Consider the following 22,413-nt stretch of genomic DNA (forward strand, 5'->3'; position numbering starts at 1 on the left):
AGGTGCCCTCATGAGCATGCTGCTCGAGCCTTACACCCTGCGTCAGCTGACCCTGCCGAACCGTATCGCCGTATCACCGATGTGCCAGTATTCCTCGGTCGATGGCCTGGCCAACGACTGGCACCTGGTGCACCTGGGCAGTCGCGCTGTCGGCGGTGCGGGCCTGGTCGTCACCGAGGCCGTGGCGGTCACGGCCGACGGGCGCATCACCGCTGAAGACCTCGGCCTGTGGGAGGACGCGCAGATCGCCCCCTTGCAGCGCATCACCCGTTTCATCACCGCTCAAGGGTCCATCCCGGGTATCCAGCTCGCCCATGCCGGGCGCAAGGCCAGCACCTACCGCCCTTGGCTGGGCAAGCATGGCAGCGTCACATTGGAGGAGGGCGGCTGGCAGCCGGTCGGGCCGTCGAAGATCGCGTTCGATCCTGAGCACACCGTGCCCAGTGAGCTGACCCATGCGCAGATCCAGGACGTGGTGCAGGCTTTTGTCGCCTCGGCCAGGCGCGCGCTGGACGCGGGCTTCAAAGTGGTCGAGGTGCACGCTGCCCACGGTTACCTGTTGCACCAGTTCCTGTCGCCGTTGAGCAATCAGCGTCAGGATGAATACGGCAGCTGCTTCGAGAACCGCATCCGCCTGACCTTGCAGGTGGTCGAAGCGGTTCGCGCAGTCTGGCCGGCCGAGTTGCCATTGTTCGTGCGGGTGTCGGCCACCGACTGGGTGGAAGACGGCTGGAACCCGGACGAAACCGTCGAGCTGGCCCGGCGCCTGCGTGTGCTTGGCGTGGATCTGATCGATGTGTCTTCAGGTGGCACGTCCAGCAATGCCGAGATTCCGACCGGCCCTGGCTACCAGACCCGCTTTGCCGAGCGCGTGCGCAAGGAGTCGGAGATGGCCACGGGCACCGTGGGCATGATCACCGAGCCTGCCCAGGCCGAGCACATCCTGCGCACAGGCCAGGCCGACTTGATTTTCCTGGCCCGGGAGCTGCTGCGCGACCCGTACTGGCCGTTGCATGCAGACGACGACCTGGGCGGGCACCAGGCCACCTGGCCGGCGCAATACCAGCGGGCCACCAGCCGGTCGAGCCCAATTCACGAATCGGACCTGCGCGACTGAAAGGACGTGGATGCCGGCGGCGGGTGTGCAGGCACCGGCAAGCCGCCTCCGGCGATGCAACATCTGGAAGCAAATCCTCTGTGCCGTGTTGTGGGGCAAGTCTTAATCTGGCTGCTGACTTCCATGATGTGGAGATGCGCATGATGAATACCCGGGGTTTGCTTGATCAATTGCTCAAATCCGGCCAGCAACTGCTAGAAAAGCAGGCAGGCGGGGCCAAGACGGGTGCAGGCGCCGGCGGGCTCGGCGGGTTGCTGTCAGGCGCAGGTGGTGGCCTGCTTGGCGGCGGTGCGCTGGGCGTGTTACTCGGCAGCAAGAAAGCCCGCAAGTTTGGTGGCAAGGCGCTTACCTACGGGGGGCTCGCCGCGCTTGGCGTGCTTGCCTACAAGGCCTATGGCAACTGGCAGGCCCAGCAGGCCAACCAACAGACCCCCACCCCAGAGCCCCAGACGGTAGACCGCGTACCTGCGGCCCAGGTGGAGCAGCACAGCCAGGCGGTGCTGCGTGCACTGGTCGCTGCGGCCAAGGCCGATGGTCATGTGGATGAGCGCGAACGCGCGCTGATCGAGGGGGAGTTCACCCGCCTGGACGGTGACCGTGAAGTGCAGCAGTGGCTGCATGCGGAGCTCGACAAGCCGCTGGACCCGGCCGAGGTGGCCCGGGCGGCCCAGACGCCGGAAATCGCTGCCGAGATGTACCTGGCCAGCGTGATGATGGTCGATCAGGAAAACTACATGGAACGTGCTTATCTGGACGAACTGGCGCGCCAGCTGGGGTTGGCCCAAGGGTTGCGCGAGGAGCTGGAAAAGCAGGCGCGGCAGGTCTGAGCCGCGCGTGCAGTTTTGGCCTGATCGGGAGGGTCACTGCGTTGTCTGGGCGTTCTGTCAGAACATGACACGCAATTCTGTAGGACGCCTGGGCTATACTTCGGCGATTTTTCCTGCTCGTAGTGAATCCCTGAGGGCTGAATGTGAAGAACTGGACGTTGCGCCAACGGATCCTGGCAAGTTTCGCCGTGATCATCGCCATCATGCTGCTGATGATCGTGGCGGCCTATTCGCGCTTGGTGACCATCGAATCTGCCGAGCAGGAAGTTGGGGCCGACAGCATTCCAGGGGTCTACTACAGCTCGATGATCCGCAGCGCATGGGTGGACAGTTACGTCACCAGCCAACAGTTGGTCGGGCTTTCTGACCGGCGCGAGATCAGCTCGGCCGACATGGAACTCTTCAAGAGTTTCGAAGACCGGCTCAAGCAACACATGGCCAGTTACCAGACCACCATTCGCGATGGCGAGGACCAGGCCCGCTTCGACGCCTTCGTGAAGCTCGAACAAGCCTACATGCAGAACGTCAACCAGGTGCTCAGTGCGTATCGCGAACGCAATTATGCCGAAGCCCAGCGTTTGATCGCCCAAGTGCTGACCCCCACCTGGGTCGAAGGGCGCAAGCACCTGAACGAGGTGATCGAACAGAATCGCCTGTCCGCCGACGCGGCCACCCGAGAAATCGTCAGCGCGGTGAACACGGCCAAGGGCAGCATGGTTGTGTCACTGTTGCTGGCCATCGTGGCCGCCGGTATCTGTGGCTTGCTGCTGCTGCGCGCCATCACCTCGCCCATGAGCCTCATCGTGACTGCGCTGGACAGGCTTCGCTCGGGTGACCTGAGCATGCGCCTGAACCTGGATCGCCAGGACGAGTTCGGCGCGGTTCAGGGTGGCTTCAATGAAATGGCCGAGGCGTTGGCCAATCTGGTGGCGCAGGCGCAGCGCTCGTCGGTGCAGGTCACCACCTCGGTGACGGAAATCGCGGCCACCTCCAAGCAGCAGCAGGCCACCGCCACCGAGACGGCCGCCACCACAACCGAAATCGGTGCCACCTCGCGTGAAATCGCCGCCACTTCCCGCGACCTGGTGCGCACCATGACCGAAGTCACCTCGGCCGCCGATCAGGCGTCGAGCCTGGCCGGCTCCGGGCAGCAAGGGCTGGCGCGCATGGAAGAAACCATGCACCAGGTCATGGGTGCGGCCGACCTGGTCAACGCCAAGCTGGGCATCCTCAACGAGAAGGCCAGCAACATCACCCAGATGGTCGTCACCATCGTCAAGGTGGCCGACCAGACCAACCTGCTGTCGCTCAACGCGGCCATCGAAGCCGAGAAGGCCGGGGAATACGGCCGCGGTTTCGCCGTGGTGGCCACCGAAGTGCGCCGCCTGGCTGACCAGACGGCGGTGGCGACCTATGACATCGAGCAGATGGTGCGCGAGATCCAGTCGGCCGTGTCGGCCGGGGTCATGGGCATGGACAAGTTTTCCGAAGAGGTGCGCCGCGGCATGTTCGAGGTTCAGCAGGTCGGTGAGCAACTGAGCCAGATCATTCATCAGGTCCAGGCACTGGCGCCGCGTGTACTGATGGTCAACGAAGGCATGCAGGCCCAGGCCACCGGTGCCGAGCAGATCAACCAGGCGCTGGCGCAACTGAGCGACGCCAGTACCCAGACCGTGGAGTCGCTGCGCCAGGCCAGTTTTGCCATCGACGAGCTGAGCCAGGTCGCCGCCGGCCTGCGCGGCGGCGTGTCGCGCTTCAAAGTCTGAAGGCGATGATCGACATGCAACCGCGCGCCGTGCCGGCAGGCCACGACAACGGTGCGCTGTACCTGCAGTTTCACCTGGGTGACCAGCGTTTTGCCCTGTCTGTGCAGGACGTGATCAAGGTGCTGCCCCGTCAGCCCCTCAAGCCAGTGCTGCAAGCGCCGCACTGGGTGGCGGGCATTCTTGCCTACCGGGGGCAGTTGGTGCCGGTGGTGGATTTGGCTGCCCTGTGCGTGGGGCGGCCGGCGTTGCAGCGTACCAGTACCCGCCTGGTGCTGGTGCGCTATCGCAGCGCACTGCAACTGGGCCTGATTCTGGAGCATGCCACTGAAACCCTGCGCTGCCGTGCTGATGAATTCAAACCCTATGGCGTAAACAATGACCCCGCACCTTACCTGGGGCCGGTCCGCCAGGATGCCCTGGGTCTGGTGCAGCGCATCGAGGTCGACCAGGTGTTGCCCGAGGCCGTGCACCGAGTGCTGTACCCTGACCCACAGGGCGGGACCTGCACATGAACGAACGGCATTTCTTTCATTTTCTGCGTGAGCGCATAGGTTTGGATGTCGAATCGGTAGGCGCGTCGATGGTCGAGCGTGCCCTGCGTCAGCGCAGCGCGGCACTGGGTGCCAGCGGCCTGGACGACTACTGGGTGCGCCTGCAGCAATCGCTGGCCGAGCAGCAGGCGCTGATCGAAGCGGTGATCGTGCCGGAGACGTGGTTTTTCCGCTACCGCGAGTCCTTCACTGCGCTGACAGGCCTTGCGCACAAACGCCTGGCCAAATTGGCCGCCGCTCGCCCACTGCGCTTGCTCAGCCTGCCCTGTTCGACAGGGGAGGAGCCCTATTCACTGGCGATGGCGCTGCTCGATGCCGGCATTCCCCCGGCATCCTTCCTGATCGACGGTATGGACATCAGCCCTGCGTCCGTGGCCAAGGCCAGCCAGGGTCTCTACGGGCGCAATGCGTTTCGTGGCGATGACCTGGGTTTTCGCGAACGTTATTTCGATGTCGCTGACGAAGGCCATCGCGTGCATGACCGTGTGCGCCAGCAAGTGACCCTGCAGGTGGGCAATGTCCTCGATCCGGCATTGGCCAACCGGGAGGGCCTCTACGACTTCGTGTTCTGCCGCAACCTGCTCATCTATTTCGATGTGCCTACTCAGCAACGGGTGTTCGAAACCCTCAAGCGCCTGCTTCATCCTCAAGGCGTGCTGTTCATCGGGCCTGCCGAAGGCAGCCTGCTGGCTCGCCTTGGCATGCGCCCGGTGGGTATTGCCCAGTCGTTTGCCTATGTCCGCCAGGACGATGTGACCCAGCAACGCCCGGCGCCGGCCGTGCCGATTCAACGCGACCCCATCAAGCCGTTGACCGGCTACCGCTCGGCCAGCGCCCCGGTGCCGCGCTTGCGCGGGTCCCTTGGGCCTGTGCCTGACCGGCAGACCGTCGAAGCCCCCCGGACCGGCCCCCACGAATTGCTGGCAAGCATTGCCGAGCATGCCAATGCCGGCAATAGCCAGCAGGCGCGTGATGCCTGCCAGCGCTACCTTCGCCAGTACCCGCCGTCGGCCCAGGTGTACTACTGGTTGGGCCTGCTCAGCGACACCGAAGGTGATTTGCAACAAGCACAGGTTCACTACCGCAAGGCGCTGTACCTTGAGCCGCAGCACCCAGAAGCGCTCGTTCACCTGGCCGCGCTGTTGCAGGCCCAAGGTGACCAGGCCGGGGCCCTGCGTTTGCAGAGCCGTGCCATGCGTGCCGGTCGGGAGGCTGACCGATGAACGATGAGGCTGTGACCGACCTGCTCGCCGAAACCGATGTGCGCATCGACGACTGCTGGAATCGCATCGGTGTGCATGGCAACAAGCAGTGCCCGCTGCTTGAGCGTCATGTCCATTGCCGCAACTGCGAGGTGTACGCCGCCGCTGCCACGCGTCTGCTGGACCGCTATGCACTGGTGCAGGACACCGATGCCCAGCCGGACTTGGAGCCAGTCGAGCAGGCCTGTACAGGGCGCTCGATGCTGTTGTTCCGCCTGGGGGAGGAGTGGCTGGCGTTGCCTACCGCATGCCTGGCCGAGATCGCGCCCTTGCAGGCCGTGCATTCGCTACCCCATCAGCGCTCGCGCGTGCTGTTGGGCGTTGCCAATGTACGCGGTGCCTTGGTGCCGTGCCTGTCGTTGCAGGAGCTGCTGGGTACGCCTGGCAGCGTGACTGAACAGCGCAGCACTCGTGGCTTGCCGCGCATGCTGATCCTGGCGGCCGAGGGTGGCCCGGTGGTCATGGCCGTCGAGGAAATCGACGGCATTCATCGGCTTGATCGGCCCATGGACCCTGCTCACGACGCCATGCGCTTCACGGCAGCGGTGCTGCAATGGCGCGGGCGCAGCGTGCGTGTGCTGGATGAACAACAGCTGTTGTCTGCCGTACAGCGGAGCCTGTCATGACACCTGAGCAAATGCGCGACGCCTCGTTGCTCGAACTGTTCAGCCTTGAAGCCGAGGCCCAGACGCAGGTGCTCAACGCCGGGCTGCTGGCCCTTGAGCGCAACCCCACGCAGGCCGACCAGCTAGAAGCCTGCATGCGCGCGGCCCATTCCCTCAAAGGGGCTGCACGCATCGTTGGGGTGGATGCCGGTGTCACCGTTGCGCACGTGATGGAGGACTGCCTGGTGGCAGCCCAGGAAGGTCGCCTGCGCCTGAGCGCGGAGCATATCGACGCGCTGCTGCAGGGCACCGACCTGTTGATGCGCATTGCCACACCTGGCGACACCGCCGCCCAGGACGATGTGCCCGGCTTCCTGGTGCTGATGGCCGCCGTATTGGAGCCCGGGGGGCCGAGCGCAGCACCTGCCGTTCCCGCACAGGCCGGTGCACCGATGGCGCCGCCGCCGGTGGCGAGCCAGGCACCGGCGGCGGCGCCTGTACCAGCGTCTGAGCCGCCAGACGATGCTGAGCCCGCGCCGCGTCGCAAGGCCGGCAAGCGCACAGTAGAGGGGGGCGAGCGGGTGCTGCGGGTGACCGCCGACAGGCTCAACAGCCTGCTCGACCTGTCCAGCAAGTCCTTGGTGGAAACCCAGCGTCTCAAGCCCTACCTGGCCACCTTGCAGCGTCTCAAGCGCATGCATGGCCAGGGCATGCAGGCGCTCGATGGGCTGCGCCTGCAACTCGAAGACAGCGGCCAGGGTGGCGAGGTGCTCGAGGCCTTGGCCCAGACCCAACGCTTGTTGGCCGAAACCCAGCAGATCCTGCGTCAGCAAGCGGCCGACCTGGACGAGTTCGGCTGGCAGGCCAGCCAGCGTGCACAACTGCTCTACGACACCGCCCTGGCCTGCCGTATGCGACCATTTGCCGATGTGCTGGCCGGGCAGAGCCGCATGGTGCGCGACTTGGGCCGCGCCCTGGGCAAACCGGTGCGCCTGATCATCGAAGGGGAGAAAACCCAGGTCGATCGTGACGTCCTGGAAAAACTCGAAGCGCCGCTGACCCACTTGCTGCGTAACGCGGTCGATCATGGCATCGAACTGCCAGACAGGCGGCTGTTGGCGGGCAAGCCCGAAGAAGGGCTGATCCGCCTGCGCGTCTCGCACCACGCCGGGATGCTGAGCCTTGAGCTGATGGACGACGGTGCCGGCGTGGACCTGGATCGCCTGCGTGCCAGTATCGTGGAACGTGCCCTGTCTCCGGCCGAAACCGTCGAGCGCATGAGTGACGATGAATTGCTCACCTTCCTCTTCCTGCCGGGTTTCAGTCTGCGGGATACGGTGACCGAAGTGTCCGGGCGGGGTGTGGGGCTTGACGCCGTGCAGCACATGATCCGCGAATTGCGCGGGGCAATCGAACTGACCCAGACGCCTGGGTTGGGGTGCCGCTTCCACCTGCAGGTACCGCAAACCTTGTCGGTCGTGCGCAGCCTCGTCGTGGAAGTCGGCGGGGAGGCCTATGCCTTCCCTCTGGCGCATATCGAACACACCCTGGCGGTGGACGCCAACGACATCGTGCAGATAGAAGGGCGGCAGCACTTCTGGCATGACGGCCAGCACATCGGCCTGGTAGCCGCCAGCCAGTTGCTGCACCGGCCGGCCGGGCAAACCGATCAGAACAGCCTGCGGGTCGTGGTCATCCGCGAGCGCGAGCGCTTGTATGGCGTGGCGGTCGAGCGGCTGATCGGCGAGCGGGTGCTGGTGGTGATGCCGCTCGATCCGCGTCTGGGCAAAGTGCAGGACATTTCTTCAGGGGCGCTGCTGGACGACGGCTCGGTGGTGCTGATTGTCGATGTGGAGGACATTTTGCGCTCGGTCGACAAACTGCTCAGCACCGGTACGCTCGAGCGCGTCGAGCGCGGCGGTGCCGGCGCCTCTGGCCTGGCGCGCAAACGCATCCTGGTGGTCGACGACTCGCTGACCGTGCGTGAGCTGCAGCGCAAGCTGCTGGGCAATCGCGGCTATGACGTCGCGGTGGCGGTCGATGGCATGGATGGCTGGAACGCTCTGCGCGGCGACGATTTCGACTTGCTGATCACCGACATCGACATGCCGCGCATGGACGGCATCGAGTTGGTCACCCTGGTGCGCCGTGACCAACGCTTGCAATCGCTGCCCGTCATGGTGGTTTCCTACAAGGACCGGGAGGAAGACCGACGGCGCGGCCTGGATGCCGGGGCCGACTACTATTTGGCTAAAGCCAGTTTCCACGACGATGCGTTGCTGGATGCTGTAGTCGAACTGATCGGAGGTGCTCACGGATGAAGATCGCCATCGTCAATGACATGCCCTTGGCAGTGGAGGCCTTGCGCCGGGCCGTCGCGCTGGAACCTGCCCATGAGGTGGTGTGGGTGGCCAGCAACGGCGCCGAAGCCGTGCAACGCTGTCAGGAGCAGCAACCGGACCTGATCCTGATGGACTTGATCATGCCGGTGATGGATGGCGTGGAAGCGACTCGCCGGATCATGGCCGACACCCCGTGCGCCATCGTCATCGTTACGGTCGATCGCAAGCAGAATGTGCACCGGGTATTCGAAGCCATGGGGCATGGTGCACTGGATGTGGTCGACACACCGGCGCTGGGTGCGGGCGACGCCCGCGAAGCCGCCGCGCCATTGCTGCGCAAGATTCTCAATATCAGCTGGCTGATTGGACAGCAGCGCCCGCCGACGCCCAGGCCGGTTGCCGCACCGCTGCGTGAAGCGAGCCAGCGACGAGGGTTGGTGGCCATCGGTTCCTCGGCAGGTGGTCCGGCGGCCCTGGAAATACTGCTCAAAAGAGTGCCAGCCGGGTTCCCGGCCGCGATCGTGCTGGTCCAGCATGTGGATCAGGTCTTTGCCGCTGGCATGGCCGAATGGCTCAGCAGTGCGGCCGGGCTGCCGGTGCGCCTGGCGCGCGAAGGTGAGCCACCGCAACCTGGGCAGGTGCTGCTGGCCGGAACCAACCACCATCTGCGCCTGCTACAGAACGGGCAACTGGCCTACACTGCCGAACCGGTCAATGAAATCTACCGCCCCTCCATCGACGTTTTCTTCGAAAGCGTGGCGCGCTACTGGTCAGGCGAGGCAGTGGGGGTATTGCTCACCGGCATGGGGCGTGACGGAGCACAGGGGCTCAAGATGATGCGCCAACGGGGTTTTCTGACCATTGCCCAGGACCAGGCCAGCAGTGCTGTCTATGGCATGCCCAAGGCTGCTGCGGCGATCGATGCCGCAGTGGAAATCCGCCCGCTTGAAGGCATAGCCGGGCGTCTGACGGAAATTTTTTCACAATGATGAAGCGTAACGAATCATGCCGCCCGGCCGGCAGTGTTCAGGTGAACAGCCATGAATGAGCTCCCCATCGAAGGGTTCACCGCCGCCGATGAAAATTCGGCGATGGTGCTGCTGGTCGACGATCAGGCCATGATCGGGGAAGCCGTGCGGCGGGGCCTGGCCCATGAGGACAACATCGATTTTCATTTTTGCGCCGACCCGCACCAGGCGGTGCAGCAGGCCATGCGCATCAAGCCCACGGTGATCCTGCAGGACCTGATCATGCCCGGGCTCGATGGCCTGACGCTGGTGCGTGAGTACCGCAGCAACCCGGCCACCCAGGACATCCCGATCATCGTGCTGTCGACCAAGGAAGACCCGCTGGTCAAGCGCGCCGCGTTCGCGGCCGGGGCCAACGATTACCTGGTCAAACTGCCCGACACCATCGAGCTGGTGGCGCGCATTCGCTATCACTCGCGTTCCTACCTGACCTTGTTGCAGCGCGACGAAGCTTACCGCGCCCTGCGGGTCAGCCAGCAGCAGTTGCTCGATTCGAACCTGATGCTGCAACGGCTGATGAACTCCGATGGCTTGACGGGCCTGTCCAATCGACGCCATTTCGATGAGTACCTGGAGCTTGAGTGGCGACGGGCGATGCGCGAGCAGCAACAGTTGTCGCTGTTGATGATCGACGTCGATTATTTCAAGGCCTACAACGACACCTTTGGCCACCTGGCCGGAGACGAAGCTCTGCGGCGCGTGGCAGAAGCCATCCGTGGCTCGTGCTCGCGGCCTAGCGACCTTCCGGCCCGCTACGGCGGCGAGGAGTTCGCCTTGGTGTTGCCCAACACCTCCCCAGGTGGCGCCAGGCTGGTTGCCGAGAAACTGCGCCAGAGCGTGCTGGGCCTGGCGATCGAGCACACGGCACCGGCTGCCGGAGCGTACCTGACCGTCAGCGTGGGCCTGGCCACGCAGGTTCCCGCTATCGGCAGCCTCTGTCGGCAATTGATCTCGGCGGCGGACAAAGGGCTGTACCAGGCCAAGAACGGTGGCCGCAACCAGGTGGGTGTCGCCTAGCGCGCTGGGCGAGGGGTGCTCCTTTCGAGCGGCTGCACCCGGCGGCTGGTTGTCGATGCCTGCCAGGCGGGTCTGCCGCCACGCGGCCGACTCGGTTATACTCGCAGGCTTTTCACCGAATTCGCACGAGTAGCCTGCCCATGGAAATCCAACCGATCCTGAACACCATCAAGGACCTCTCCGACCGCTCCCAGTCCATTCGGGGGTATCTTTGACTACGATCTCAAGCATGACCGCCTGATCGAAGTCAATCGCGAGCTGGAAGACCCCAACGTCTGGAACAAGCCCGAGTACGCCCAGGCCCTGGGCCGTGAGCGGTCCATGCTGGCGCAGGTCGTCGAGACGCTGGACAAGCTGTCCAACGGCCTGGCCGATTGCAAGGACCTGCTGGACATGGCCGTCGAAGAGGGCGACGAGGGCGCTGTCGGCGACGTCGTGACCGAACTGCATGGCCTTGAAGAAAACCTGGCCCAGCTCGAGTTCCGTCGCATGTTCAGCGGCGAGATGGACATGAACAACGCCTACCTCGACATCCAGGCCGGCTCCGGCGGGACCGAGGCGCAGGACTGGGCCAACATTCTGTTGCGCATGTACCTGCGCTGGGCCGACAAGCGTGGTTTCGACGCCACCATCATCGAACTCTCCGAGGGCGAAGTGGCTGGCATCAAGGGCGCCACCGTGCACATCAAGGGCGAATATGCCTTCGGCTGGCTGCGCACCGAGATCGGCGTGCACCGCCTGGTGCGCAAGAGCCCGTTCGACTCCGGCGCCCGCCGCCACACCTCGTTCTCGGCCGTGTTCGTCTCGCCCGAAATCGACGACAAGGTCGAAATCGAGATCAACCCGTCGGACCTGCGCATCGACACCTACCGCTCCTCGGGCGCCGGCGGCCAGCACGTGAACACCACCGACTCGGCAGTGCGTATCACCCACGTGCCGACCAACACCGTGGTGGCGTGCCAGAACGAACGCTCCCAGCATGCCAACAAGGACACCGCCATGAAAATGCTGCGGGCCAAGTTGTACGAGCTGGAGATGCAGAAACGCAATGCGGCCTCGCAGGCGCTGGAAGACAGCAAGTCGGACATTGGCTGGGGCCACCAGATCCGCTCGTACGTGCTGGACGACTCGCGCATCAAGGACCTGCGTACCGGCGTGGAACGCAGCGACTGCCAGAAAGTGCTGGACGGTGACCTTGACCAGTACCTGGAAGCGAGCCTCAAACAGGGGCTGTAAGCCACACCCTATCGCCGCGCCACCGGCCTCGTGCCGGTAGCGCGCGCCCTGCCCGCCAAGGGCAACGAATACCTGATGGAAACAAAGACGACATGAGCGACCTGAAGACCGAATCGCAAGACCTGCAACAGGAAGAAAACGCCCTGATCGCCCTGCGCAAGGAAAAGCTTGCAGCAGAACGCGCCAAGGGCAATGCCTTCCCCAACGACTTCCGTCGCGACAGCTACTGCAACGACCTGCAGAAACAGTACGCGGACAAGACCAAGGAAGAGCTGGAAGCAGCCGCGATCCCGGTCAAGGTGGCGGGCCGCATCATGCTCAACCGTGGCTCGTTCATGGTCATCCAGGACATGACCGGCCGCATCCAGGTCTACGTCAACCGCAAGACCCTGCCCGAAGAAACCCTGGCTGCGGTCAAGACCTGGGACCTGGGCGACATCATCAGCGCCGAGGGCACCCTGGCTCGCTCGGGCAAGGGTGACCTGTACGTCGAAATGACCCAGGTGCGCCTGCTGACCAAGTCGCTGCGTCCGCTGCCCGACAAACACCACGGCCTGACCGACACCGAGCAGCGCTACCGCCAGCGCTACGTCGACCTGATGGTCAACGAAGAGACACGCCACACCTTCCGCGTGCGCTCCCAGGTCATCTCGCACATTCGCAAGTTCCTCATCGAGCGCGACTTCCTCGAAGTCGAGACGCCGATGCTGCAGACCATCCCGGGCGGTGCAGCGGCCAAGCCGTTCGAAACCCACCACAATGCGCTGGACATGGCCATGTTCCTGCGTATCGCGCCTGAGCTGTACCTCAAGCGTCTGGTCGTCGGTGGTTTCGAGAAGGTCTTCGAAATCAACCGCAACTTCCGCAACGAAGGGGTTTCGACGCGCCACAACCCCGAGTTCACCATGCTCGAGTTCTACCAGGCCTACGCCGACTACCGCGACAACATGGACCTCACCGAGGAACTGTTCCGCGAGCTGGCGCAGCTGGTGCTGGGATCTACCGATGTGCCGTACGGTGACAAGGTCTTCCACTTCGGCGAGCCCTTCGTGCGCCTGTCGGTGTTCGACTCGATCCTCAAATACAACCCGGAGCTCACCGCTGCCGATCTGCAGGATGTCGACCGCGCCCGCGACATCGCTCGCAAGGCCGGTGCGAAGGTGCTGGGCCATGAAGGCCTGGGCAAGCTGCAGGTGATGATTTTCGAAGAGCTGGTCGAGCACAAGCTGGAGCAGCCGCACTTCATCACCGAGTACCCGTTCGAGGTCTCGCCGCTGGCCCGTCGCAACGACGAGAACCCTGCGGTGACCGACCGTTTCGAACTGTTCATCGGCGGGCGCGAAATCGCCAACGCCTACTCCGAGCTCAACGATGCCGAAGACCAGGCCGAGCGCTTCCTGGCCCAGGTGGCCGAGAAGGATGCCGGTGACGACGAGGCCATGCATTACGACGCCGACTTCGTGCGCGCGCTGGAATACGGCATGCCGCCAACGGCGGGCGAGGGCATCGGCATCGACCGCCTGGTGATGCTGTTGACCAACTCGCCATCGATCCGCGATGTGATCCTGTTCCCGCACATGCGTCCGCAGGGCTGAGTGAAGTCGAAAAAGCCGCCTTTTCAGGCGGCTTTTTCTTGCCTGAAGCATTATGTTGTCATTACCGGCCCGCTCGCGATCCAAGCGCCTGCGAAGCAATCTGCGATTCCAAGGCCTGGGGGCAGATCGGACGCGAACGGGCATGCTCCGACCAGACACCGTACATGAGGTACTCCATGACAACCGCCATGGCTCAACAAGGGGCTGCAGGCATCGCCACTGCCGTTGCCGAAAGCGTGCGCTACCAGGGCCGCAAGACGGCCCGGCAAGGCAGTGAGCAGCGTCGCCAACTGATTCTGGACGCCGCCATGCGCATCGTGGTGCGCGATGGCGTGCGGGGCGTGCGACACCGTGCCGTCGCCGCAGAGGCAGGGGTGCCGCTGTCGGCCACCACCTACTACTTCAAGGACATCGAGGACCTGCTCACCGACACGTTCGCCCAGTACGTCGAACGCAGCGCCGCCTACATGGCCAAGCTCTGGCTCAACACCGAAGCAGTGTTGCGCCAACTGCTGGCCCAAGGTGACGGCAGTCCCCAGGCACGGGCAAAACTGGCCGATGAAGTGGCGCGCATGACGGCCGATTACGTGCAGCGCCAACTGCTCACCCGCCGCGATTTCATGATGGCCGAGCAGGCGTTTCGCCAGGAAGCGCTGCTGTGCCCACGCCTGGCCGATCTGGTCTGTGCTCACGAGCAGATTCTGCTGCACGGTACGCGCCAACTGCTGCAGGTCGTTGGCTCGCGACAGCCCGAACAGGATGCACAGATGTTGACGGCGATTATCGAGCAGATGGAATATCAGGGCCTGCTCAAGCACGCCGAGGCGCAGGCCGATGGGCCGATGCTGGCGATGCTTACCCGATACTTGCAGTTGGTGCTGGCGTCGGCTTGAGCCCGACCTTTTCGAGGAAGAAACCTGATGAAAGCCTGGCGTGTGGTGCTGTTGACGCTGTCATTCCTGATGCTGGGCGGTTGTCTGGTGACCTTTTCCGAACCGCTACCCGGTAAGTCCTCGGCCCCCAAGGGGCTGGTGGGCAGCTGGACCACCAAGGACGCCTGGGGCGAGCCGCTGAAGCTGGTCATCACGCGTGCCGACGCAGGTGCCTACAAAGCGGTGGCCACACCCAAGGGCAAATCTGCCCAAACCTATGTATTCAATGTGGCCCAGCAGGGTAACCGCTGGTACCTGTCGGCGCGAGTGCCTGGCGACCTGGGCGGCAACTACGTGATCGGTGGTTTCGATATCGTCGATGGCAAGGAGCTGGTGGTCTATAACCTCGATCTGCAGCAAGTGCAGCAGGCCGTGAACAGCAAGGAATTGAGCGGGCACAGCACCGAGGTGGCGCAGGACAACGGCGAGGGTCTGCTGGTCGACAGCCCACCAGCGCGTGTCCTGGCCTACCTCAACGACCCAGCGAATTCGGACCTGTTCGTGGAGGCAGTGCGCTTCAAACGCGCTGGCCAGTGACAGGGCAAGTCTCTGGTGATTCGCGGATGCGCCAAGGGCGCACTCTCGCCTCGGCTGCTCGACACTTGAGTCGGCCGACACGAGCGGGACATGGCTTGGCCTGATGGCCGATAAGGATTTCTTTGTGGACGAGTACCAGCAAACCATTCGCGCACTGTCCGACCGCATCGTGGCTGCGCAAACGCCGATTCGCGTGCTCGATGCAGTCAAGTGGGACGATGGCATCCGTCGCGGCTTCTTCGAGGCCAAGGGCAAGATCCCGCCTGCCGTGGACCGTGCCTATTATCAGGCGCGCTCACTGGGGTTCGACTCCAGCGCTGTGAAGGCGGAGTTCCAGGCCATCGAGCGTGACATCATTCGCCAGCTTGGCCAGTTCAGCCCCGTGGGGCAGATCATGAAACGCATGTGCCGCGAGTACCGCATGGTCGTGCGCATGCTCGAGGCCAGGGGTACGCAAGATTTCGGTCTGATTTCCCAGGAGCTGTACGGCGCTGCCTCCGATGTTTTCCATGCCGGTGACCCGACCCTGGCCGACCTTGGCCTGATGCTGTCGGACTACCTGAACAACATCGATGGACGCGGTGACCTCAAGGACGAGCCGAAGGACCTGACGGCCAAGCAGGCGGTGGAAATCCTCCAGTGCCGGTTGAACAAGGTGTTCGGTGAAGCCGAGGGGACCATTCGCGTGTTCGAGTCCGACGGTATCGTGGCCGATGCCGCCGCCGGTGCCGACTACATCAAGGTGCGTGCCGATGCCATGTTCAACGCGCGCGATGTACGGGCCCTGGAAGTGCACGAGGGGTTGGTGCACGTGGGCACTACCCTCAATGGCCTGAACCAGCCTATCTGCACGTTCCTGGCCAAGGGCCCGCCGTCCTCGACGGTGACCCAGGAAGGCCTGGCCATCCTGATGGAAGTCATCGCTTTCGCCTCCTACCCCAGCCGCCTGCGCAAACTGACCAACCGCACCCGCGCCATACACATGGTCGAGGACGGTGCGGACTTCATGCAGGTGTACCGGTTCTTCCAGGAGCAGGGCTTCGACATGGGGCAGAGCTACAGCAATGCCAGCCGGGTATTCCGTGGGTCGGTGCCCAATGGCTTGCCATTCACCAAGGACTTGTCCTACCTCAAGGGCTTCATCATGGTTTACAACTACATTCAGTTGGCCGTGAAGAAGGGCAAGCTGGAGCAGATACCGCTGCTGTTCTGTGGCAAGACCACCCTCGAAGACATGCGCACCCTGCGCCAGCTTGTCGAGGAGGGCCTGGTGGAGCCGCCCAAGTACCTGCCTGAGCAATTCCGCGACTTGAACGCCTTGTCGGCCTGGATGTGCTTTTCCAACTTCCTCAACCACTTGAGCCTGGACCGTATTGAAACCGACTACGCGAATATCCTTTGACGGGCTCCGCCTGCTGACGGCGGGCATGGTGCTGGTGCTGCTGGGCGGTTGCAGCGGCTTGCTGTTCTACCCTGAGCGGGGCCAAGCGTTCACGCCAGAGCGCGCCAGGCTCGCCTACAGCGATGTCACCCTGGTCGCCGCCGACGGTGTACGCCTGCATGCCTGGTGGCTGCCGGCCAAGCAAGGGGTGGCGGTCAAGGGCACGGTACTGCACCTGCACGGCAATGGGGGCAATCTGCCCGGTCACCTGGGCGGCAGCTACTGGTTGCCGGAGCAGGGTTACCAAGTGCTGATGATCGACTACCGAGGCTACGGCCTGTCCGATGGCAAGCCGCGGCTACCTGAGGTCTATCAGGATATCGCCGCCGCCATGGCCTGGCTCGACCAGTCTCCGCAGGTCAAGGGCAAGCCCCTGGTCTTGCTGGGGCAGAGCCTGGGCGGTGCCATGGCCATCCACTACCTGGCGGCCCATCCCGAGCAGCGCGAACGCTTCAGCGCTCTGGTGTTCGACGGCGTTCCGGCCAGCTACCGGGCGGTGGGCCGATACGCCTTGAGCACCTCGTGGATGACCTGGCCGCTTCAGGTGCCGTTGTCCTGGCTGGTGCCCGATGCCGATAGCGCCATCGAGTCCGTCGGGCAGCTGACCAGCCCGCCCAAGCTCTTTTTCCACAGCATCGATGATGACCTGGTACCCATGAACAACGTCATCCGCCTGTATCAGCAGGCACCCCCTCCACGGGTGCTGCAGTTGACCCGAGGTGGACACGTGCAGACGTTCGCCGACCCTACCTGGCGTGAAGTGATGCTGCGTTTTCTGGATGACCCCAGCCACTTCACCGGCCTGCGGCGGCTCGCCGAAGTGCCCAATGCCTATGACGAGAAGAACCCGCAATGAGCGAAGAACGCAACGCCATACCGCTGATCCTGACAGGAGTCGGCAGCATTATCGTGACGGTGGGGGCCCTGTGGTACTACGGCTACCTGCACTTCGCCAAGCCTGAGGATGCCTTGTTGCTGCAGGATTTCACCATGCTCAAGACGGTACCGGGCGAAGACTACAAGGTGTCACTGGAGCCCGCAGCGCAGGTAGCCCAGTGCGCCGATGGCGTGCTGGTACTGTTCGATACCCAGCAAAAAGGCCTCAGTGGCGTGCTCGTCGACAGCCGCAAGCGCGCCGTACGCTGCGTGGGCGCCGATACGCCGCAGCAGGTGCGATAGGGCCTACGTGGCTAACCGGTAGCACCAAAAAAGAACCCCGCGCTGAAGGGACGCTCCAGCGCGGGGTTCTTGTTCCTGCCGTGCAGCGTTACTTCATCGAAGAACGCGGTGCAACTGGCTGGTTGTCATTGGAAATGGTCACTTCCACACGACGGTTCTGCGCACGGCCCGAGTTGCTGGAGTTATCCGCAACCGGATATTCCTTGCCGTAGCCCTGGGCAACGATGCGCGCTGGGTCTACGCCTGCGCGGACCAGTGCCATGCGTACGCTGCCGGCGCGACGCTCGGACAGGGACTGGTTGTAGCTGGCCGAGCCGACGCTGTCGGTGTAACCCTCGACGATCACTTTGCGCTCAGGGTTTTCCTGAAGGAACTGAGCCAGCTTGGTGATGTTCGGGTAGGCATTGCTCTTGAGCTCAGCCTTGTTGAAGTCGAACAGCACGTCGCCGAAGGTTACCAGGGTGCCGCGCTCGGTCTGCTTGGCGTTCAGGCTTTGCTGCAGCTTGGCGATCTGGGCGTCACGGGCGTCCAGCTTGGCCTGTGCGCGCAGCGCGGCGGCGTTTTTCAGGTCGCCTTCAGCAGTGCGCAGGGCGATGGTCTGCTTGGCCACTTCAACACGCTGGTTGGTCAGGTAGGCCAGTTGGTCGACCTTCTGCTCGTCTTCGCGGTCCATGTAGGCTTTGTCAGCCTTGTTCAGCCAGTCCTGGGCGTCCTTGGTTTCAAGGGCAGCCACTTTGCTGGCCTGCGGATCGCTCTGCAGGGAAGAGAAGTTGGTGCGAGCCGCTTCCAGGTTGGCGTTCGGGTCGTGCGAGCAGGCAGCGAGACCGACGCTCAGGGCCAGGAGGGCGGGAATCATGACGTGTTTGCGCATAGTGTTCATCCTTTGATCGAGTGCGAAGGCTAAGGGAGACAGGGCAGGGCTCATTGAGCGCTGCGCAGGCCTTCCTCACGTACGTCCTGGGCGCCTTGACGGGCGTCCTGTACGGCCTTCTGGGCCTTGGCCGCCTGGGCCTTACGTTCGGCGAGACGCGCGTCCCATTCGGCCTGTTCGGCCAGACGCTTGGCTTCGTCGTACTTCTTGTCATGCATGGCGATTTCGGCCTGCTTGAACTTGTCCTGAGCTGCTTTCATTTCGACAGCAGCGTACTCGGTGCCGCCTGCGCTGACGGCAGAGTTCACGGCGGACTGGGTCACAGCATACTGTTCGGTTGGCGGGTTGCCTGCACAGCCAGCCAGGACCAGGCTACTGCCCAGGGCCAGCGCGGCCAGCTTGAACCCGCGCACGTAAGTGGATGAAGGTTTGACAGTGCGGGTTTTCATGGTGGTCAGCTCCATTGGATCACTCCTGATAATGACGATGTCCGTAGCAGTCCATCGCTCATTCCCCGGACCGTTTTCATGCGCTTCAGCTGAATGGCGCACAAGTACCGGTGTGCAGGGTTTTAGCGTGATGGCTATTGGCTCCGACTGGAAGAATTTTCGAATAGTTCAGTAAAAAGTCCAGATTACGAGTAACTCTTTCTGACTAATCGGTCAGCTGAAATTCAGCGGAACTTTTGCCTGCCCAAGCGGTTTTCGCTACGGCCAGCAACCGAAGTCTTGGTCGGGCGACGGTCATTTCTCATCTCCCCCCGCCCCGTTCAGCGCATGCAAATGCTGACGCGAAAGTGCGAGGAAGCGGGGCGTGGGCCCTACGTCTTCGTACAAGGGATCACCCTCTTCATCGGTGGCGATGACCTGGCGTCCCTGGACATAGGGGAAGCTTGCCTCCAGCTCCTCCAGCGCCGCACCGACCAGTTCGCCAAGTAGCGCTTCGGCGGTTCGCTTGGGGTACATGTCGATGAGCGCCGCCAGGCGCGCTTCGGACTCCAGATCAAGGTGCAACACATGTTCGGTACGGCTGAGGGTGCCGGCCGCGTTCTGTTCCCAGTGCTGGGCGAGTTCACGAATTTTCATGATGACCTCTGTTAGCGCCTGCTAGGGCACGCAAGGCATGAGAGTGGTGAGCATCGACATTAGTTTGCTTTGGGTGTGCATGGCTTGCCATCGCCGCCTTGCTCTTGGCACTCTGGCATGAGGTCGCGGCCTCACAGGCAGCGCGATGAGCCTAACAAGGCATGCCAGGCGCTTGAGCTGCGCCACGGAGAGGGCCAATGACCGATATCGATGTGCGTTTGCGTGAAGATGTCCATGTGCTGGGAGAGCTGCTCGGCGACACGATTCGTCACCAGTATGGCGATGAATTTTTGCAGAAGATCGAGGATATTCGTCACAGCGCGAAAGCTGATCGACGCAATGCCGGCGAAGAGCTCAGCTCGACCTTGGGTGATCTGGACGATGACGAACTGTTGCCGGTGGCCAGGGCATTCAACCAGTTCCTCAACCTGGCCAACATGGCCGAGCAATACCAGTTGATACGACGCCGCGATGCCGACCAGCCCGAGCCCTTCGAGGCCCGCGTGCTGCCGGAGCTGCTGGCCCGCCTCAAGCAGGCCGGCCATGACGATCAGGACCTGGCGCGGCAGTTGGCTGGCCTGGATATCCAGCTGGTGCTCACTGCGCACCCTACCGAAGTCTCGCGGCGTACCCTGATCCAGAAGTACGACGCCATCGCCGCCCAGCTGGCTGCCCAGGATCATCGCGACCTGACCCCCGCCGAAACCGCGCAGATCCGCGACCGCTTGCGCCGTCTGATTGCCGAGGCCTGGCATACCGAGGAAATCCGCCGTACACGCCCCACGCCCGTGGATGAGGCCAAATGGGGCTTCGCCGTGATCGAGCACTCGTTGTGGCACGCCATCCCCAACCACCTGCGCAAAGTCGATCACGCCCTGCAGGAGGCGACCGGCCAGCGGCTGCCACTGACGGCGGCCCCCATCCGCTTCGCTTCGTGGATGGGCGGCGACCGGGACGGCAACCCCAATGTTACCGCCAAGGTCACCCGGGAAGTCCTGCTGCTGGCGCGTTGGATGGCAGCGGACCTGTTCCTGCGCGATATCGATGCGCTGGCGGCCGAGCTTTCCATGCAACAGGCCAGTACGGCCTTGCGCGAGCACGTGGGCGACAGCCCGGAGCCTTACCGTGCGCTGCTCAAGCAACTGCGCGAGCGCTTGCGGGCAACTCGCAGCTGGGCCCATTCGGCACTGTCTGCCAACGTACCGCCTGGGCCTGACGTGCTGGTGGACAACCGCGAGCTGGTTGCACCGTTGCAATTGTGTCACCAGTCGCTGCATGACTGCGGCATGGGCATCATCGCCGATGGCCCGCTGCTGGACTGCCTGCGCCGGGCCGTGACCTTCGGCCTCTTCCTGGTCAGGCTGGACGTGCGCCAAGACGCCGCGCGTCACCGTGATGCGCTGAGCGAAATCACCGAGTACCTAGGCATGGGCCGGTATGCCGACTGGGATGAGGAACAGCGTATCGACTTCCTGGAACAGGAGCTGGCCAACCGTAGGCCGCTGCTGCCAGCCCACTTCGAGCCTCAGGACGAGACGGCCGAGGTGTTGGCCACCTGCCGGGAGATCGCCGCGGCGCCAGGCGCCTCGCTGGGCTCGTACGTGATTTCGATGGCAGGTGCTGCGTCGGACGTGCTGGCGGTGCAATTGCTGCTCAAGGAAACCGGCCTGACCCGTCCGATGCGGGTGGTGCCGCTGTTCGAAACCTTGGCTGACCTGGATAACGCGGGCCCGGTGATGCAGCGTCTGCTGGCGCTGCCCAGTTATCGCGCCGGCCTGCATGGCCCTCAGGAGGTCATGATCGGCTATTCCGATTCGGCCAAGGATGCGGGCACCACGGCCGCGGCCTGGGCCCAGTACCGCGCCCAGGAAAGCCTGGTGCGCATTTGCGCCGAGCACCAGGTCGAGTTGCTGCTGTTCCATGGCCGGGGCGGTACGGTGGGGCGCGGCGGCGGCCCGGCTCACGCCGCCATTTTGTCGCAACCGCCGGGTTCGGTCGCCGGGCGGTTCCGCACCACCGAACAGGGGGAGATGATCCGCTTCAAGTTCGGCTTGCCTGGCATTGCCGAGCAGAACCTCAACCTGTATCTGGCCGCCGTGCTCGAAGCCACGCTGCTGCCACCGCCGCCCCCGCAGCCGGCCTGGCGCGACCTCATGGATCAGATGGCTGCCGATGGGGTCAAGGCCTACCGCGACGTGGTGCGTGAGCACCCGGACTTCGTCGAGTACTTCCGCCAGTCGACCCCCGAGCAGGAGTTGGGGCGCCTGCCGCTGGGCAGTCGCCCGGCCAAGCGACGTGCCGGCGGTATCGAAAGCCTGCGCGCCATCCCCTGGATCTTCGGCTGGACCCAGACTCGACTGATGCTCCCAGCCTGGCTGGGTTGGGAGACGGCACTGAACAACGCGCTGGCTGCTGGGCAGGGCCCGTTGCTTGCGCAGATGCGCGAGCAGTGGCCGTTCTTCCGCACGCGCATCGACATGCTGGAGATGGTCCTGGCCAAAGCCGATGCCCAAATTGCAGAGGCCTACGACCAACGTCTGGTGCAACCGCACCTGCTACCTTTAGGTACACAGCTGCGCGACCTATTGTCGCAGTCGTGCCAGGTCGTGCTGAGCCTGACCGGGCAGCAGGTGCTACTGGCGCATAGCCCCGAAACCCTGGAATTCATCCGCCTGCGCAATACCTACCTGGACCCGCTGCATCGGCTACAGGCAGAACTGCTGGCGCGTTCGCGTGACCGCCAGGCCGCTCTGGACAGCCCGCTGGAGCAGGCGTTGCTGGTGACCATCGCCGGTATCGCCGCGGGGCTGCGCAACACCGGTTGAGGGGAGGGGGCGGGGCTGCTTCAGAAAGGTGCAGGGGTGCATCGAACAGCGACGGCACGGGGGTTGCGCTGGGCGCAACCACTGACCCGCTCGACCTGAAGTGGTGCATTCATGCAACTTTGGGACGCTTGTCGGGCTGGCAGGCGCTGTGTATCTTGAGCAGCCTTCTGACCGATTCATGGTCATACCTAATTTCC

The 22,413-nt window shown here is 63.7% G+C and carries 20 protein-coding genes; 17 read left to right on the forward strand and 3 right to left on the reverse strand.

The window, feature by feature from the left end:
• Nucleotides 1–10 precede the first annotated feature (10 nt).
• The 16 genes from FH041_RS00095 (at nucleotide 11) to FH041_RS00170 (ending at nucleotide 17,435) form a co-directional block, all read left to right on the forward strand.
• Nucleotides 11–1,117 (forward strand): NADH:flavin oxidoreductase/NADH oxidase, encoded by a 1,107-nt coding sequence (locus FH041_RS00095; protein WP_028686914.1) that lies wholly within the window; start codon nucleotides 11–13, stop codon nucleotides 1,115–1,117.
• A gap of 143 nt (nucleotides 1,118–1,260) precedes the next feature.
• Nucleotides 1,261–1,944: a tellurite resistance TerB family protein gene (locus FH041_RS00100; protein ID WP_028686913.1), complete on the forward strand. Its 684-nt coding sequence runs from the start codon at nucleotides 1,261–1,263 to the stop codon at nucleotides 1,942–1,944.
• 143 nt (nucleotides 1,945–2,087) lie between these two features.
• Nucleotides 2,088–3,710 (forward strand): methyl-accepting chemotaxis protein, encoded by a 1,623-nt coding sequence (locus tag FH041_RS00105; RefSeq protein WP_028686912.1) that lies wholly within the window; start codon nucleotides 2,088–2,090, stop codon nucleotides 3,708–3,710.
• Nucleotides 3,711–3,715: 5 nt separating this feature from the next.
• The gene (locus tag FH041_RS00110; RefSeq protein WP_028686911.1) at nucleotides 3,716–4,222 is read left to right on the forward strand and encodes a chemotaxis protein CheW; all 507 of its coding nucleotides are present in this window, start codon (nucleotides 3,716–3,718) and stop codon (nucleotides 4,220–4,222) included.
• Entirely contained in the window at nucleotides 4,219–5,484 is a 1,266-nt protein-coding gene (locus FH041_RS00115; protein ID WP_028686910.1) for a protein-glutamate O-methyltransferase CheR, read from the forward strand. Before FH041_RS00110 ends, FH041_RS00115 begins: the two co-directional genes overlap by 4 nt.
• Nucleotides 5,481–6,149, forward strand: coding sequence for a chemotaxis protein CheW (locus tag FH041_RS00120; protein ID WP_028686909.1), 669 nt, complete (start codon nucleotides 5,481–5,483; stop codon nucleotides 6,147–6,149). Before FH041_RS00115 ends, FH041_RS00120 begins: the two co-directional genes overlap by 4 nt.
• Nucleotides 6,146–8,449, forward strand: coding sequence for a hybrid sensor histidine kinase/response regulator (locus tag FH041_RS00125; protein WP_027913835.1), 2,304 nt, complete (start codon nucleotides 6,146–6,148; stop codon nucleotides 8,447–8,449). The genes FH041_RS00120 and FH041_RS00125 overlap by 4 nt, the downstream gene beginning before the upstream one ends.
• The gene (locus FH041_RS00130; protein WP_027913836.1) at nucleotides 8,446–9,459 is read left to right on the forward strand and encodes a chemotaxis response regulator protein-glutamate methylesterase; all 1,014 of its coding nucleotides are present in this window, start codon (nucleotides 8,446–8,448) and stop codon (nucleotides 9,457–9,459) included. The genes FH041_RS00125 and FH041_RS00130 overlap by 4 nt, the downstream gene beginning before the upstream one ends.
• 51 nt (nucleotides 9,460–9,510) lie before the next feature.
• Nucleotides 9,511–10,515, forward strand: a complete 1,005-nt coding sequence (locus FH041_RS00135) for a PleD family two-component system response regulator (protein ID WP_027913837.1) — start codon at nucleotides 9,511–9,513, stop codon at nucleotides 10,513–10,515.
• 140 nt (nucleotides 10,516–10,655) lie between these two features.
• Nucleotides 10,656–11,751, forward strand: a protein-coding gene (gene prfB / locus FH041_RS00140; protein WP_097223500.1) for a peptide chain release factor 2 whose coding sequence is annotated in 2 segments (ribosomal slippage) — nucleotides 10,656–10,727 and nucleotides 10,729–11,751 — 1,095 coding nt in all. Because the reading frame shifts where the segments join, the coding sequence is not laid out codon by codon here.
• Nucleotides 11,752–11,843: 92 nt separating this feature from the next.
• Nucleotides 11,844–13,346, forward strand: coding sequence for a lysine--tRNA ligase (gene lysS / locus FH041_RS00145; protein WP_028686905.1), 1,503 nt, complete (start codon nucleotides 11,844–11,846; stop codon nucleotides 13,344–13,346).
• 188 nt (nucleotides 13,347–13,534) lie between these two features.
• Entirely contained in the window at nucleotides 13,535–14,239 is a 705-nt protein-coding gene (locus tag FH041_RS00150; protein WP_028686904.1) for a TetR/AcrR family transcriptional regulator, read from the forward strand.
• A 27-nt stretch (nucleotides 14,240–14,266) separates the two neighbouring features.
• Nucleotides 14,267–14,815: a hypothetical protein gene (locus tag FH041_RS00155; RefSeq protein WP_027913841.1), complete on the forward strand. Its 549-nt coding sequence runs from the start codon at nucleotides 14,267–14,269 to the stop codon at nucleotides 14,813–14,815.
• A 103-nt stretch (nucleotides 14,816–14,918) separates the two neighbouring features.
• Nucleotides 14,919–16,217 carry a flavohemoglobin expression-modulating QEGLA motif protein gene (locus FH041_RS00160; RefSeq protein ID WP_177438137.1) on the forward strand — a complete coding sequence of 433 codons (1,299 nt, stop codon included), beginning with the start codon at nucleotides 14,919–14,921 and terminating at the stop codon, nucleotides 16,215–16,217.
• The gene (locus tag FH041_RS00165) at nucleotides 16,189–17,112 is read left to right on the forward strand and encodes an alpha/beta hydrolase (RefSeq protein ID WP_140174107.1); all 924 of its coding nucleotides are present in this window, start codon (nucleotides 16,189–16,191) and stop codon (nucleotides 17,110–17,112) included. Before FH041_RS00160 ends, FH041_RS00165 begins: the two co-directional genes overlap by 29 nt.
• A complete protein-coding gene (locus FH041_RS00170; RefSeq protein ID WP_023534135.1) occupies nucleotides 17,109–17,435 on the forward strand; it encodes a hypothetical protein in 327 nt (108 codons plus the stop codon). Before FH041_RS00165 ends, FH041_RS00170 begins: the two co-directional genes overlap by 4 nt.
• A gap of 88 nt (nucleotides 17,436–17,523) precedes the next feature.
• On the opposite strand, the gene FH041_RS00175 is transcribed toward FH041_RS00170, so the two are convergent.
• The 3 genes from FH041_RS00175 to FH041_RS00185 all read right to left on the reverse strand — a co-directional run bounded on the left by FH041_RS00175 (nucleotide 17,524) and on the right by FH041_RS00185 (nucleotide 19,391).
• Entirely contained in the window at nucleotides 17,524–18,306 is a 783-nt protein-coding gene (locus tag FH041_RS00175) for an OmpA family protein (protein WP_027913844.1), read from the reverse strand.
• A 50-nt stretch (nucleotides 18,307–18,356) separates the two neighbouring features.
• Nucleotides 18,357–18,770, reverse strand: a complete 414-nt coding sequence (locus FH041_RS00180; protein WP_023534068.1) for a DUF4398 domain-containing protein — start codon at nucleotides 18,768–18,770, stop codon at nucleotides 18,357–18,359.
• 279 nt (nucleotides 18,771–19,049) lie between these two features.
• The gene (locus tag FH041_RS00185) at nucleotides 19,050–19,391 is read right to left on the reverse strand and encodes a hypothetical protein (protein ID WP_027913845.1); all 342 of its coding nucleotides are present in this window, start codon (nucleotides 19,389–19,391) and stop codon (nucleotides 19,050–19,052) included.
• Between the two features lie 197 nt (nucleotides 19,392–19,588).
• On the opposite strand from FH041_RS00185, the gene ppc reads away from it, so the two are divergent.
• Complete coding sequence (gene ppc / locus FH041_RS00190; RefSeq protein ID WP_027913846.1) at nucleotides 19,589–22,216, forward strand: phosphoenolpyruvate carboxylase; 2,628 nt, start codon at nucleotides 19,589–19,591, stop codon at nucleotides 22,214–22,216.
• The last annotated feature ends 197 nt before the right edge of the window (nucleotides 22,217–22,413 follow it).

Origin of the sequence: Pseudomonas sp. SWI7 (assembly GCF_006351945.1) — a bacterium.
GTDB classification, from domain to species: Bacteria; Pseudomonadota; Gammaproteobacteria; order Pseudomonadales; family Pseudomonadaceae; genus Aquipseudomonas; species Aquipseudomonas fulva.

Excerpts from the sequence above, each read along its gene's own strand:
- FH041_RS00170 (WP_023534135.1), top strand. The coding sequence starts at position 17,109 with ATGAGCGAAGAACGCAACGCCATACCGCTGATCCTGACAGGAGTCGGC.
- FH041_RS00110 (WP_028686911.1), top strand. The coding sequence starts at position 3,716 with ATGATCGACATGCAACCGCGCGCCGTGCCGGCAGGCCACGACAACGGT.
- FH041_RS00120 (WP_028686909.1), top strand. The coding sequence starts at position 5,481 with ATGAACGATGAGGCTGTGACCGACCTGCTCGCCGAAACCGATGTGCGC.
- FH041_RS00115 (WP_028686910.1), top strand. The coding sequence starts at position 4,219 with ATGAACGAACGGCATTTCTTTCATTTTCTGCGTGAGCGCATAGGTTTG.
- FH041_RS00175 (WP_027913844.1), bottom strand. The coding sequence starts at position 18,306 with ATGCGCAAACACGTCATGATTCCCGCCCTCCTGGCCCTGAGCGTCGGT.
- FH041_RS00180 (WP_023534068.1), bottom strand. The coding sequence starts at position 18,770 with ATGGAGCTGACCACCATGAAAACCCGCACTGTCAAACCTTCATCCACT.
- FH041_RS00130 (WP_027913836.1), top strand. The coding sequence starts at position 8,446 with ATGAAGATCGCCATCGTCAATGACATGCCCTTGGCAGTGGAGGCCTTG.
- FH041_RS00125 (WP_027913835.1), top strand. The coding sequence starts at position 6,146 with ATGACACCTGAGCAAATGCGCGACGCCTCGTTGCTCGAACTGTTCAGC.
- FH041_RS00155 (WP_027913841.1), top strand. The coding sequence starts at position 14,267 with ATGAAAGCCTGGCGTGTGGTGCTGTTGACGCTGTCATTCCTGATGCTG.
- FH041_RS00160 (WP_177438137.1), top strand. The coding sequence starts at position 14,919 with ATGGCCGATAAGGATTTCTTTGTGGACGAGTACCAGCAAACCATTCGC.
- FH041_RS00185 (WP_027913845.1), bottom strand. The coding sequence starts at position 19,391 with ATGAAAATTCGTGAACTCGCCCAGCACTGGGAACAGAACGCGGCCGGC.
- FH041_RS00095 (WP_028686914.1), top strand. The coding sequence starts at position 11 with ATGAGCATGCTGCTCGAGCCTTACACCCTGCGTCAGCTGACCCTGCCG.
- ppc (WP_027913846.1), top strand. The coding sequence starts at position 19,589 with ATGACCGATATCGATGTGCGTTTGCGTGAAGATGTCCATGTGCTGGGA.
- FH041_RS00150 (WP_028686904.1), top strand. The coding sequence starts at position 13,535 with ATGGCTCAACAAGGGGCTGCAGGCATCGCCACTGCCGTTGCCGAAAGC.
- FH041_RS00100 (WP_028686913.1), top strand. The coding sequence starts at position 1,261 with ATGAATACCCGGGGTTTGCTTGATCAATTGCTCAAATCCGGCCAGCAA.
- lysS (WP_028686905.1), top strand. The coding sequence starts at position 11,844 with ATGAGCGACCTGAAGACCGAATCGCAAGACCTGCAACAGGAAGAAAAC.
- FH041_RS00135 (WP_027913837.1), top strand. The coding sequence starts at position 9,511 with ATGAATGAGCTCCCCATCGAAGGGTTCACCGCCGCCGATGAAAATTCG.